Genomic DNA, 12,936 nt, shown 5'->3' with positions numbered 1-12,936 from the left:
TTTTTTTCACCAAGGCCCAGGAGCTCAGGTCAATCCTTCGTCCCGGCTGTCCGCAATGGGCAGTCCCTTGATAAAACCGGTCAGGTGCTGGCCTCGGCGCTTTCGCGCGACTCCAGTGCACGGTTGATGCCCAGGGCCGCCAAGGTACAGACGGCACCCGACAGCAGATAAAGGCACACAGCGATCAGGCCGAACTTGGCTGACAAGCCCAGCGCCACCAGCGGTGCAAAGGCCGCGCCCACCAGCCAGGCCATGTCGGTAGACAGTGCCGCGCCGGTGTAACGATAGCGCGCCGAGAAGTTGGCGGTGACCGTGCCGGACGACTGGCCGTAGGACAGGCCCAGCAGCACAAAGCCGACGATGATGAAGATATTGTTACCGGTCACGCCACTGGACAGCAGCTTGGGCGTAGCCAGGCTGAACAGCGCAATCAGCACCGCCATCGCGCCCAGGGTATTGCGCCGGCCAAAACTGTCTGCCAGCTTGCCCGAGGCCACAATGGCCAGCGCCGCGCAGAAGGCCCCCAGAATCTGCACCCCCAGCACATGGGCGATGGGCTGGTCCGAATAGAGCGAAATCCAGGACAGCGGAAACACGGTGACCAGGTGGAACAGCGCAAAGCTGGCCAGCGCGGCAAAAGCGCCGATCGCCACATGGCTGCCCTCCTCGTCGATCAGGCGGGTGACGCTGACGGGTTCCAGCTCGCGCTCCTGCATCGCCTGGGTGTAGCTCTGGCCCAGCACCAGTTGCAGCCGGGCAAACAGGGCCACCACGTTCACCGCAAAAGCGACATAGAACGGATAGCGCCAGCCAAAGCTGAGGAACTCGGCCTTCGACAGCGCGCTGTACAAGTAGGCGAACAGGCCGGCAGCCAGCACAAAGCCCAGTGGCGCGCCCAGCTGGCCGATCATCGCGTACCAGCCTCGGCGGTTGCTCGGCGCGTTCATCGCCAGCAGCGACGGCAGCCCATCCCAGGAGCCGCCCAGCGCCAGACCCTGGGCAAAGCGGAACAGCGCCAGCAGCCAGATGGCGGTGCGGCCCAGTACGTCATACCCGGGTAAAAAAGCGATACCAACCGTGGAAACGCCCAGTAAAAACAGGGCCACTGTCATTTTGGCGGCACGTCCCCAGCGGCGCTGAATGGCCATCGAGATGGCGGTGCCGACCGGTCTGGCGACAAAAGCGATGGAAAACACCGCAAATGACAGCAACGTGCCATTGAGCTGAGAAAAGTTGGGAAAAAAGACGCTTGGAAAGACCAAGACCGCCGCTATGCCAAATACGAAAAAATCAAAATACTCTGACGAACGGCCGATAATCACCCCGACCGCGATCTCGCCAGGTGTTACATCTTCTTCAGAATGGGCACGGGGACGGGGATCAGCACCGGGGGTGCCGCCGACAGGAGATGCTGTGTAACCGAGACTACTCATACAAAAGCTCCTTCCTCAAGCTGTTACCGGCCTGCTGAGACCGTACCTTTACCAGGAGCCTAGCTGGGTACTTTCTGAGAGGGCGTAGGACAAAATGTCCAATCGACAGGCCTGCCTCTAGCATTTACATTTGGGGGGATTTTGCAATCCATGTTTATACCTAAGCGCGCTAGCCGTGCCCTTTCGCATGCCTGATCTCAACAAACTTCGCGGGCCCTCACGGCTCGTTGCGGCGTTACTGGTTGCCGCCAGCCTTGCAGGCTGTAATACCGTCGTTCTCAACCCTGCGGGTGACGTGGCGGCGCAGTCCGGCAATCTGGTGATCATCGCCACGTTGCTGATGCTGATCATCATCGTTCCGGTGATCGTGCTGATCCTCTTGTTCGCGTTCAAGTACCGCGAAAGCAATGAGCCCGCCGACTACGATCCCGAGTGGCACCACTCGACGGTGCTGGAGTTGGTGATCTGGTCCGTTCCTCTGCTGATCATCATCGCGCTGGGCGCCCTGACCTGGATCTACACCCACAAGCTCGACCCCTACCGTCCTCTGGACCGCATTGACGCCAACCGCCCACTGGCTGCAGACGTCAAGCCGCTGGAGGTCGAAGTCGTGGCCATGGACTGGAAGTGGCTGTTCATCTACCCCGAGCAAGGCATTGCCACCATCAACGAGCTGGCTGCGCCCGTGGACCGTCCGATCCGCTTCAAGCTGACCGCCACCACCACGATGAACGCGTTCTACGTGCCTGACCTGGCCGGCATGATCTATGCCATGCCATCGATGCAGACGCAGTTGAACGCCGTGATCAACAAGCCTGGCGTGTACAAGGGCATGAGCTCGCACTACAGCGGCTCGGGCTTTGCCGGCATGACCTTCAAGTTCCACGGCCTGAGCAATGGTGACTTCGACGCCTGGGTGCAAAAGGCCAAGACCGAAGGCGCTACCTTGGACCGTGCTGAATACGTGAAGCTGGAAAAGCCCAGCGAGCGCGATCCTGTGCGCCTGTTCAGCACCGTCGACAGCACCCTGTACCACGCCGTGCTCAACCGCTGCGTTGAAGCGGGCAAGATGTGCATGGACGAGATCATGGCCAAGGATGCGATGGCCAACATGAAGGCCCGTGCAGCTGCAGGCAAGAGTGTTTCGCTGATCCCTGAGGACGACGTGTGCACGGTGGCCAACGCCCCTGCCGTGGTCGCCTCCCTGGGCGAGCCAGCGCCTGGCACCCCCGTGGCGCAGTAACCCCATCGAGAATTTTCAAAGAGACTCAATATGTCCGTAGCTACAAACGTAAGCCATGACCCGCTCCTCGGGCGGCTGACATGGAATGACATACCGATGGTGCATGAGCCCATCGTGTTGTGGACCTTCATCGCCGTGGTCCTGGGCGGCCTCGTGGTCGTCGCCGGTATCACCAAGTTCAAGCTTTGGGGTCCGCTGTGGAAGAACTGGATCTGCTCAATCGACCACAAGAACATCGGGATCATGTACATGATCCTGGGCCTGGTCATGTTCCTGCGCGGCTTTGCCGACGCGATCATGATGCGTGGCCAGCAGGCGCTGGCCGCCGGTGAATCGATGGGCTACCTGCCCCCGCACCACTATGACCAGATCTTCACCGCCCACGGCGTGATCATGATCTTCTTCGTGGCCATGCCTTTTGTGACCGGCCTGATGAACTATCTGGTGCCGCTGCAAATCGGTGCGCGTGACGTGGCCTTCCCGTTCCTGAACAACTTCAGCTTCTGGATGACCACCTCCGGCGCCGTGCTGGTGATGGCCTCGCTGTTCGTCGGTGAGTTCTCCACGCTGGGCTGGCTGGCCCTGTCGGGTCTGGGCGAATACCACCCGGGCGTGGGTCTGGATTACTACATCTGGGCACTGCAGATTGCCGGGGTCGGGACGACCTTGTCCGGTATCAACCTGATTGTGACCATCATCAAGATGCGCGCGCCTGGCATGAACCTGATGAAGATGCCTATCTTCACCTGGACCTCGCTGTGCACCAACGCGCTGATCGTGGCTTCGTTCCCGATCCTGACCGCTGTGCTGGTGCTGATGACCTTGGACCGCTACGTCGGCACCAACTTCTTCACCAACGAGCTGGGCGGCAACCCCATGCTGTATGTGAACCTGATCTGGATCTGGGGCCACCCAGAGGTCTACATCCTGATCCTGCCTGCGTTCGGTGTGTTCTCTGAAATCGTTGCGACCTTCTCGCGCAAGCGCCTGTTCGGCTACACCTCGATGGTGTATGCGACCGTGTGTATCACCATCCTGTCCTGGCTGGTGTGGCTGCACCACTTCTTCACCATGGGGTCCGGTGCCAGCGTGAACTCGTTCTTCGGCATCACGACGATGATCATCTCGATCCCGACCGGCGCCAAGATCTTCAACTGGCTGTTCACGATGTACCGTGGCCGCATCAAGTTCACCGTGCCCATGCTGTGGACCGTGGGCTTCATGCTGACCTTCACCATCGGTGGTATGACCGGTGTGCTGCTGGCCGTGCCGCCTGCTGACTTCGTGCTGCACAACTCGCTGTTCCTGATCGCCCACTTCCACAACGTGATCATTGGTGGCGTCGTGTTTGCCGTGTTCGCCGGTATCAACTACTGGTACCCCAAGGCCTTCGGCTACCGCCTCGACGAGTTCTGGGGCAAGGCATCGTTCTGGTTCTGGTTCTTCGGCTTCTGGGTTGCGTTCACCCCGCTGTACGTGCTGGGTCTGATGGGTGTGACCCGCCGCGTCAACCACTACGAAGACACCTCGCTGCAGATCTATTTCATCATCGCTGCCTTCGGTGCCGTGCTGATCGCGCTGGGTATCGCCTGCTTCTTCATCCAACTGTTCGTCAGCTACCTCAAGCGCGACCAGCTGCGTGATGTGACCGGTGACTGCTGGAACGGCCGTACCCTGGAATGGGCCACCTCGTCGCCTCCTCCCCAGTACAACTTCGCCTTCACGCCAGCCGTGCATGACAGCGACGCCTGGTGGGACATGAAGAAGCACAGCTACAAGCGCAAACTCGACGGTTTCGTGGAAATCCACATGCCCAAGAACACCGGCGCCGGCTTCGTGATCTCGATGATCGCCCTGGTCTTCGGCTTCGCGATGATCTGGCACATGTGGTGGATCGCAGGCATCAGCTTTGCCGGCATCGTGTTGGCTTCGATCATCCACACCTTCAACTACAAGCGTGACTACTACATCCCTGCAAGCGAAGTAGCAGCCACCGAAGAAGAACGTACCCAACTGTTGGCCCGCCATGTCTAATCACAACACCCTCGCCGGCGCGACCGGTACCCGTGACTACTTCCTCAAGGAAGAACCGCACGTTGAAAATGGCACCGCTCTGGGCTTCTGGCTCTACCTGATGAGCGACTGCCTGATCTTTGCTGCCCTCTTCGCCACCTATGGCGCGCTGGGCCGCAACTATGCAGGCGGTGCAGGTGGCGCCGAGCTGTTCGACCTGAGCCTGGTGGCCATCAACACCGCCTTGCTGCTGCTGTCGTCCATCACCTTCGGCTTTGCCATGCTGGCCAAGCAAAAGGGCTCGGTCAAGGGCACCGTCGTCTGGCTGATCATCACCATGCTGTTCGGCGCCGGTTTCCTGGGCGTGGAACTGTATGAGTTCCACCACCTGATCCATGTGGGCGCTGGCCCGCAGAGCAGCGCTGCGATGTCGGCCTTCTTTGCACTGGTGGGCACCCACGGTCTGCACGTGACCTTTGGTCTGGTGTGGCTGGTGGTGCTGCTGCTGCAAATCGGCAAGCACGGCCTGACCCGCGAGAACAACCGCCGCCTGATGTGCCTGTCGATGTTCTGGCACTTCTTGGACGTGGTCTGGATCGGCGTCTTCTCCTTCGTATATTTGATGGGAGTGCTGTAAATGAGCGCACAACATAACCACGCAGCACACGGCCACGATGACCACGGTCATGACGACGGCCCACACAGCACCTTCTCGGGCTACATGATCGGCTTTTTCCTGTCGATCATCCTGACGGCCATCCCCTTCGCTGTGGTGATGGGCGATGTGTTTGAGAACCGCACCACCACCGTGGTCGTGATCGCCTTCTTCGCGGTCGTGCAGATCATCGTGCACATGGTCTACTTCCTGCACATGAACGGCAAGATCGAAGGCGGCTGGACCCTGATGTCCACCATCTTCACCATCGTGTTCGTGGCCGTGACCCTGGCCGGTACCTTGTGGGTCATGTACCACATGAACACCAACATGATGCCTGGCCACAACCACAACCCGGCCGCCGTGACCCAGCAGCAACCTGCTGCCAGCGAAGGCCACACCAACCACTAAGCTGTTTTGACCAACGAAACGCAACGGAATGCACAGGGCCAGCCCCGGCATTCCGCACTTTTTCAGGCGATGCTCGCAACCGTGGGCATCGCCTTGTTCTTGGGCTTTTGCGCCTTGGGCACCTGGCAGGTCTACCGCCTGCAGTGGAAGCTCGACCTCATCGAGCGGGTCGAGCGCCGGGTGCACAGCGCGCCCCAACCCGTCCCCGCAGTAGCCAGCTGGCCCCAGCTCGACGCCAAGGCGCTGGAATACCAGCCCAGCCAGCTGCAAGGCCAGTGGCTGACGGACAAGACCGTGCTGACCCAGGCCACCACGGCGCTGGGTTCGGGCTTTTGGGTGCTCACGCCGCTGCAGCGTGCCGATGGCAGCCAGGTGCTGGTCAACCGCGGCTTTGTGCCCGACGCCTTGCGCCGTGACTGGGCAGGCGGCCCGCAGCTCACAGCAGCGACGCCCACGAGCGAGGTCAGCGTGACCGGCTTGCTGCGCGCTACCGAGCCCAAGGGCGGCTTTCTGCGCGACAACGACCCGCAAGCCCAGCGCTGGTTCTCGCGCGATGTGCAGGCCATTGCACAGGCGCAGGGCCTGGCGCAGGTGGCACCGTTCTTCATCGACGAAGGCCTGCCCGATGGCAGCGCCGAGCTGGTGGGCGAGCAAAAGCGCAGCAGCGCCAGCGACCTGCAAGGCCAGCAGTGGCCACGCGCAGGGCTCACGCAGGTTCGCTTTGTCAACAACCACCTGGTCTATGCGCTGACCTGGTATGGCCTGGCCCTGATGGTGGTGGGCGCCACCTGGCTGGTTCTGCGCAAACGCAAGGGCGCGCGTTAGCCACGGTGCAGTTACCGGCGCCCGTCGGCGCCGGTAACACTGGCAGGCGCAAGGCCTGCCGACTGCCGCACATTCCTGCCGCACAGTCCTGCGGCACAATTGCACGGTGCCACTGTCCATCCCCTCCCCGTTTCAGGTCACCCACACCACTGACCGCCAGAACATGCAGCTGCTCATCCAGCTGCGCTGGCTGGCGGTGGTGGGCCAGGTGGTCACCATTTCGCTGGTCCGCTGGGGCTTTGACATCTACCTGCCGCTGTACGAGATGTTTGCCGTGCTGGCCGGCCTGGTCATCACCAACCTGATCTGCGTCTGGTGGCTGCGCTGGCGCCAGCACGACATCTCCTCCAGCGATCTGTTTGTGGCGCTGCTGGCCGATGTGGGGGCGCTCAGCCTGCAGCTCTACCTGAGCGGCGGCGCCAACAACCCCTTCATTACCTTGTTCCTGCTCCAGGTCACCTTGGGGGCGGTGCTGCTCAAGCCGTTCTATGCCTGGGGCATTGTGGTGGTCACCGGCAGCTGCGCGGTGGCGCTGGCCTTTTTCTACCAGCCGCTGCAGATCATGAGCCACCGCAGTGGCGCCATGCATGCGCTGTACCTGCTGGGGCTGCTGATCAGCTTTGGGCTCAATGCGATCTTGCTGGTCTCCTTCATCAACCGCATCATGTCCAACCTGCAGCTGCGCGATGCGCGCCTGGCCGACCTGCGCCAGCGCGCGGCCGAAGAGGAGCACATCGTGCGCATGGGCCTGCTGGCCAGCGGCGCCGCCCATGAGCTGGGCACGCCGCTGTCGACGCTGGCGGTGATTCTGGGCGACTGGCAGCGCATGCCCTCGATCGCGCAAGACAGCGAACTGATGGAGGACCTGCACGAGATGGAGCACCAGGTGCAGCGCTGCAAATCCATCGTCACCGGCGTGCTGCTGTCGGCCGGTGAGACGCGCGGCGACGCGCCGCAGAGCACCACCTTGGTCACCTTCATGGACCGGGTCGCCGCGCAGTGGCAAAGCCACCGCCAGCCCGGCAACTTCGTCTACCGCAAGCAGGTCGCGCGCGATATTCCGATCATCTCGGATACCTCGTTGCAACAGATGATTTTCAATGTGCTGGACAATGCACTAGAGGCCTCACCCGGCTTTGTCCAGCTTGTGGTGGAATGCCCCGCGCAGGACGATGCCCAGCTGGTGCTGCAGGTGACCGACAGCGGCCCGGGTTTCAAGAGCGAGATCCTGGCCCACCTGGGCAAGCCCTACCAGTCCACCAAACAGCGCCCTGGCGGTGGCCTGGGCCTGTTCCTGGTGATGAATGTGGCCCGCTCGCTGGGCGGCCATGTCGAGGCCCGCAACCGCGAACAGCACCTGGGCGGCGGCGCGGCCGTGCGCATCAGCCTGCCGCTGGCCTCCATTGCCCTGGATGACGAACCACACTATGACGCCAACCCAAGAACGCCTCTTACTCCTGGTTGAAGACGATGCCGCCTTTGCCCGCACGCTGCGCCGCTCCTTTGAGCGACGTGGCTACCGCGTGCTCCATGCCAGCAGCGCCGACGAAGTGGCGCAACTCTTGCAGACCGAGCGCCCTCAGTACGCGGTGATGGACTTGAAGCTGGCCGGCCACGCCTCGGGCCTGTCCTGCGTGCAGTTGCTGCATGCGCAAAACCCCGAGGCACTGATTGTGGTGCTGACCGGCTACGCCAGCATTGCCACGGCGGTGGAGGCCATCAAGCTGGGCGCCTGCCACTACCTGGCCAAGCCTTCCAACACCGACGACATCGAGGCGGCCTTCAGCCGGGTCGAAGGCAGCACCGAAGTCGATCTGACCGCCGCCACCACCTCCATCAAGACGCTGGAGTGGGAGAAGATCCACGAGACCCTCGCCGAGACCGGCTTCAACATCTCCGAGACCGCGCGCCGCCTGGGCATGCACCGGCGCACCCTGGCGCGCAAGCTCGACAAGCAGCACGTTCGTTAAGAACCTGCTCAACTGGGCTCAGACAGCGTCCATACAGGCCTGCACCAAGGCCTGCAGCACCGGCGATCGCTGCTTGCCCTGGCGCTGCAGCAGCGAAAACTGGCGCCGCATCGGCGGCAACAGGCTGTGCAGCACGGCCAGCTCGCCGCGCTCGATCCAGGGCTGGGCAATGACGCGTGACAGGCAGCTGATGCCCGCCCCGCGCGCCACCGCCGTGCAAATGGCTTCGGAGCTGCCCAGCACCGCCGCAATCGGCCATTCCCGCAGCTGGGACAGCACGGTAAACTCCACTGCCTCGCGCGTACCCGAGCCCTCTTCACGCAGTAGCCAACGGCAAGCGCCCAGCTGCTGGGCGCTGACAGGGCTGTGGCCGGCAGCGGCCACCAGCGCATGGCCCGGCGCGGCAATCAGCACCAGCTCATCCTCGCGCCAGGGCTGCACCTCCAGCGCCGGCCAGTGGCTCACCCCTTCGATAAAGCCCAGGTCCACACTGGCCTCGCCCACCGCCTCGGCCACCTCGCGCGTATTGCCGATCACCACCTCAAACCGCACCAGCGCATAGCGCTGCATGAAGTCCGTCAGGATGGCCGGCAGCACATGGTTGGCAATCGTGGTGCTGGCCGCCAGCCGCAGCACCACGGGCGCCATCGGCTCGGTCTGCTGCGTGGCCTGCTCCAGCTGCAAGGCCAGCTCCAGCAAGCCTTGCGCTTGCGGCCACAGGCTGCGCCCCAGATCATTGAGCACCAGGCGCTTGCCGCTGCGCGCAAACAGCTGCGCGCCCAGGCCCGCCTCCAGCTGCTGCAAAGCGGCGCTGACCGCTGATTGCGACAGGCCGATGGCCTGGGCCGCAGCGACGGTGCTGCCGCTGTGGGCGATGGCGCAGAAGACCTCCCACTGGCGCAGGCTGAGATGGAGCATATTGATGGCGCACAAGGCGCTTGGGTTGATAAAAAATATCTACCTATTTTATCGGTAGATATTAACCAAACAATTAGTTATACAGATATAAGAATAATTTCTATAGTGATTCCATATCGCCCGGCAGGCCACCGCTTTTGGCCCTGCCAGGGCCTCTGGAACCGCCCATGTCACTCGCCCCCCTCTCCCTCCCCCAACTGCGCAACGGCCACTGGCTCGATGGCGCCAAACGCCTGGCACCGGGCCTGCTGCTGTGTGCGGCCATTGCCTGGCTGGCCAGCACGCTCGCGGCCCTGCCCTGGTTTGGCAGCCATGGGCTGAGCGCGCTCACGCTGGCCATCGTCATCGGCATGCTGGTGGGAAATACTGTCTACGGCTGGGTGCAGGCGCCGGCGGCTGCGGGGGTGGGCCTGTCCAAGCAGCAGCTGCTGCGCCTGGGCATCATCCTCTATGGCCTGCGCCTGACCTTCCAGGACATCGCCGCCGTCGGCGCCAGCGGCGTGCTGATCGATGCGCTGATGCTCGGCAGCACCTTTGTGCTGGCGCAGTGGCTGGGCCAGCGCTGGCTGGGGCTGGATGCCCGCACCAGCATGCTGGTGGGCGCGGGCAGCGCCATCTGCGGCGCAGCGGCCGTGCTGGCCACCGCCCCGGTGGCCAAGGCGCGCGCCGATGATGTGGCGGTCGCCATCGCCACCGTGGTGGTCTTTGGCACCGTGGGCACCTTTTTGTACCCGGTGCTCTACCAGTGGCTCGCGCCCAGCCTGCAGATGAGCGAGTCCGGCTATGGCCTCTGGGTGGGCTCGACCGTGCATGAGGTGGCGCAGGTGGTCGCTGCTGGCGGCGCCATCAGCAGCAGCGCGGCCGACACCGCCGTGGTCGCCAAGATGGTGCGGGTGATGATGCTGGCCCCGTTTCTGATCGCGCTGTCGCTGTGGCTGGCCAGGCGCCCTGGCAGCGCTGCAGCGGTCCGGCAGCCGGCAGCCGGTGGCGCCGTGCAGGCCCGCCAGATCACCATTCCCTGGTTTGCGTTGGGCTTTGTCGCAGTCGCGGGCATCCATTCGCTGGGCGTCATCCCGGCGCAGGCGCTCGCCATCGGTGTGCAGTGGGACAACGCCTTGCTGACGATGGCGATGGCCGGCCTGGGGCTCACCACCCATGTGCGCGCCGTGCGGGCTGCGGGCATCAAGCCCTTGCTGCTGGCCCTGGTGCTGTTTGTCTGGCTGGTGCTGGGCGGGCTGGCGGTCAATACCTGGCTCTGAGGGGGCTCGGGGCTCTGCGGCCTCATAAGCTCATACCCAAAAAATCGTTGGCCCGGCGCGCAAAACTGCTACAACAACCAACGATTCATTCCGCCAAGCACACAAGGATTCCAACACCATGCGCATCGAGACATTGGCCGTTCACGCAGGCTATTCGCCCGACCCCACTACCAAGGCTGCTGCCGTGCCCATCTACCAAACGGTGGCCTACGCCTTTGACAGCGCGCAGCACGGCGCCGACCTGTTTGACCTGAAGGTGCCGGGCAATATCTACACCCGCATCATGAACCCGACCACCGATGTGCTGGAAAAGCGCGTGACCGCGCTCGAAGGCGGCATTGCCGCGCTGGCGCTGGCCTCGGGCATGGCAGCGATCACCGCAGCTATCCAAACGCTGGCCGAAGCGGGCGACAACATCGTCTCGGCCAGCACCTTGTATGGCGGCACCTACAACCTGTTTGCCCATACCTTTCCGCAGCAGGGCATTGAGGTGCGCTTTGCCGATCCACGCGACCCGGCCAGCTTTGGCGCCTTGATCGACGACAAGACCAAGGCCGTGTTCATCGAGTCCATCGGCAACCCCTTGGGCAATGTGACCGATATCCGCGCGCTCGCCGATGTGGCCCACCGCCATGGTGTGCCGCTGATCGTGGACAACACCGTGCCCTCGCCCTATCTGCTGCGCCCCATCGAGCATGGCGCCGACATCGTCGTCCATTCGCTCACCAAGTACCTGGGCGGCCATGGCACCAGCGTGGGCGGCGCCATCGTCGATAGTGGCAAGTTCCCCTGGGCCGAGCACAAGGCGCGCTTCAAGCGCCTCAATGAACCCGATGTGAGCTACCACGGCGTGGTCTACACCGAAGCGCTGGGCCCTGCGGCCTACATCGGCCGCGCGCGCGTCGTGCCGCTGCGCAATATGGGCGCAGCCATTTCGCCGCAGAACGCCTTCCAGATCCTGCAAGGCATCGAGACCCTGGCGCTGCGCATGGACCGCATCTGCGAGAACACGCAAAAGATTGCCGAGACGCTGCAAAAGCACCCCAAGGTGGCCTGGGTGCGCTATGCGGGCCTGCCGGACCACCCGGACCATGCCACCTTGCAAAAGCAGTCGGGCGGCCGCGCCTCGGGCATTCTGTCCTTCAGCCTCAACGCCGCAGACGGCGAAGGGCGCGCCGCCGGTGCCCGCTTTCTGGATGCGCTGCAGCTGTTCACCCGCCTGGTCAATATTGGCGATGCCAAATCGCTGGCGACGCACCCGGCTTCGACCACGCACCGCCAGTTGGACAGCGCAGAGCTGGAGAAAGCCGGCGTGAGCGAAGGCATGGTGCGCCTGTCGGTCGGCATCGAGCATGTCGATGACCTGCTGGCCGATCTGGAGCAGGCGCTGGCCAAGGTCTGAGGGGCCGTCGCACGCAAAAAAAGAGCCGCTTTCAACAAGCGGCTCAAACACAGTGCTCTGTGGCTCCTGGATCACCAGGAGCGGGCATGAGGACCTGTTTAGAAGCGGTAGCCCACACCCACACCCAGCAACCAAGGATCCACCTTAAAAGTGCCCACCTTGGTGCCGGCCGAGCGCACATCGGTCTTGATGTAGACCTTCTTCACGTCGACGTTGATCGACCAGTGCTTGTCCAGCATGTAGTCAAAGCCGATCTGCAGCGCCGGGCCAAAGCTGTTCTTCTTGATCGATGGATCGAGCGCGGCCTCAACAGCCGGTGCAAAGTTCACGTTCGAGAAGCGCGTGTAGTTCACACCAGCGCCCAGGTAGGGCTTGAAGGCGCCCATATTGGTGAAGTGGTACTGCGCGAGCAGGCTGGGCGGCAGGTGCTTGAGCGTGCCGATCTTGGCGCCGTCCGAGCGCAGGTCATGCTTTTGCGGGTAGGTCAGCACCAGCTCTGCCGCGATATTGGGCGTGAAGAAGTAGCTCACATCCACTTCGGGAATCGTCTTGTCATTGATCGACAGGCCCAGGCCGGTGGAGTCCTTGTTGGCGCTGTCCAGATGCACGGCGCGCACACGCACTTGCCAGGGGCTTTGCGCCTCTTGCGCCATCGCCGCGCCCGACGCCATTGCACATACAGCTGCCGCTGCCAACATCATTTTTTTCATCGTCATTGCCCTCGCTGCGATCTTGCTCGCATGGATTGAAAAGTTGCGGAACCGGCCCTTGTCTGCCGTCCATGTTCAGCATCTTCTGCTCATGCGG

12 protein-coding genes are annotated in these 12,936 nt (G+C 62.9%); 9 read left to right on the top strand and 3 right to left on the bottom strand.

Annotated elements, in window-relative coordinates; genetic code table 11:
- Positions 1 to 80: 80 nt before the first annotated feature.
- Positions 81 to 1,433: an MFS transporter gene (locus DCO45_RS06555; protein ID WP_116925063.1), complete on the bottom strand. Its 1,353-nt coding sequence runs from the start codon at positions 1,431 to 1,433 to the stop codon at positions 81 to 83.
- Positions 1,434 to 1,620: 187 nt separating this feature from the next.
- Here DCO45_RS06555 and cyoA point away from each other — a divergent pair, with 187 nt between their 5' ends.
- The 7 genes from cyoA to DCO45_RS06520 all read left to right on the top strand — a co-directional run bounded on the left by cyoA (position 1,621) and on the right by DCO45_RS06520 (position 8,550).
- Positions 1,621 to 2,676 (top strand): ubiquinol oxidase subunit II, encoded by a 1,056-nt coding sequence (gene cyoA, locus DCO45_RS06550; RefSeq protein ID WP_116925062.1) that lies wholly within the window; start codon positions 1,621 to 1,623, stop codon positions 2,674 to 2,676.
- Between the two features lie 30 nt (positions 2,677 to 2,706).
- Positions 2,707 to 4,710 carry a cytochrome o ubiquinol oxidase subunit I gene (cyoB, locus tag DCO45_RS06545; protein WP_116925061.1) on the top strand — a complete coding sequence of 668 codons (2,004 nt, stop codon included), beginning with the start codon at positions 2,707 to 2,709 and terminating at the stop codon, positions 4,708 to 4,710.
- Positions 4,703 to 5,326: a cytochrome o ubiquinol oxidase subunit III gene (gene cyoC, locus DCO45_RS06540; protein WP_021026722.1), complete on the top strand. Its 624-nt coding sequence runs from the start codon at positions 4,703 to 4,705 to the stop codon at positions 5,324 to 5,326. The genes cyoB and cyoC overlap by 8 nt, the downstream gene beginning before the upstream one ends.
- Positions 5,327 to 5,755, top strand: coding sequence for a cytochrome o ubiquinol oxidase subunit IV (gene cyoD / locus DCO45_RS06535; RefSeq protein WP_116925060.1), 429 nt, complete (start codon positions 5,327 to 5,329; stop codon positions 5,753 to 5,755).
- A gap of 69 nt (positions 5,756 to 5,824) precedes the next feature.
- Complete coding sequence (locus DCO45_RS06530) at positions 5,825 to 6,580, top strand: SURF1 family protein (RefSeq protein WP_116925059.1); 756 nt, start codon at positions 5,825 to 5,827, stop codon at positions 6,578 to 6,580.
- A gap of 106 nt (positions 6,581 to 6,686) precedes the next feature.
- Positions 6,687 to 8,045 carry an ATP-binding protein gene (locus tag DCO45_RS06525; RefSeq protein ID WP_243419264.1) on the top strand — a complete coding sequence of 453 codons (1,359 nt, stop codon included), beginning with the start codon at positions 6,687 to 6,689 and terminating at the stop codon, positions 8,043 to 8,045.
- On the top strand, positions 8,008 to 8,550 hold the full coding sequence (locus DCO45_RS06520; RefSeq protein WP_021026719.1) for a response regulator transcription factor: 543 nt from the start codon (positions 8,008 to 8,010) through the stop codon (positions 8,548 to 8,550). Before DCO45_RS06525 ends, DCO45_RS06520 begins: the two co-directional genes overlap by 38 nt.
- A gap of 18 nt (positions 8,551 to 8,568) precedes the next feature.
- Here the strand turns inward: DCO45_RS06520 and DCO45_RS06515 are convergent, their stop codons facing one another.
- Positions 8,569 to 9,468 carry a LysR substrate-binding domain-containing protein gene (locus DCO45_RS06515; protein ID WP_116925260.1) on the bottom strand — a complete coding sequence of 300 codons (900 nt, stop codon included), beginning with the start codon at positions 9,466 to 9,468 and terminating at the stop codon, positions 8,569 to 8,571.
- 167 nt (positions 9,469 to 9,635) lie between these two features.
- On the opposite strand from DCO45_RS06515, the gene DCO45_RS06510 reads away from it, so the two are divergent.
- Positions 9,636 to 10,727: a YeiH family protein gene (locus DCO45_RS06510; protein ID WP_116925058.1), complete on the top strand. Its 1,092-nt coding sequence runs from the start codon at positions 9,636 to 9,638 to the stop codon at positions 10,725 to 10,727.
- A gap of 118 nt (positions 10,728 to 10,845) precedes the next feature.
- Entirely contained in the window at positions 10,846 to 12,129 is a 1,284-nt protein-coding gene (locus tag DCO45_RS06505; protein ID WP_116925057.1) for an aminotransferase class I/II-fold pyridoxal phosphate-dependent enzyme, read from the top strand.
- A 98-nt stretch (positions 12,130 to 12,227) separates the two neighbouring features.
- On the opposite strand, the gene DCO45_RS06500 is transcribed toward DCO45_RS06505, so the two are convergent.
- Positions 12,228 to 12,839: an OmpW family outer membrane protein gene (locus DCO45_RS06500; RefSeq protein ID WP_116925259.1), complete on the bottom strand. Its 612-nt coding sequence runs from the start codon at positions 12,837 to 12,839 to the stop codon at positions 12,228 to 12,230.
- Between the last annotated feature and the right edge of the window lie 97 nt (positions 12,840 to 12,936).

The organism is Comamonas sp. JNW, assembly GCF_003105075.1.
Classification (GTDB): Bacteria; Pseudomonadota; Gammaproteobacteria; order Burkholderiales; family Burkholderiaceae_C; genus Comamonas; species Comamonas squillarum.
Note: the sequence above shows the minus strand (reverse complement) of the source record. Positions and strands in the feature narration are given on the sequence as shown.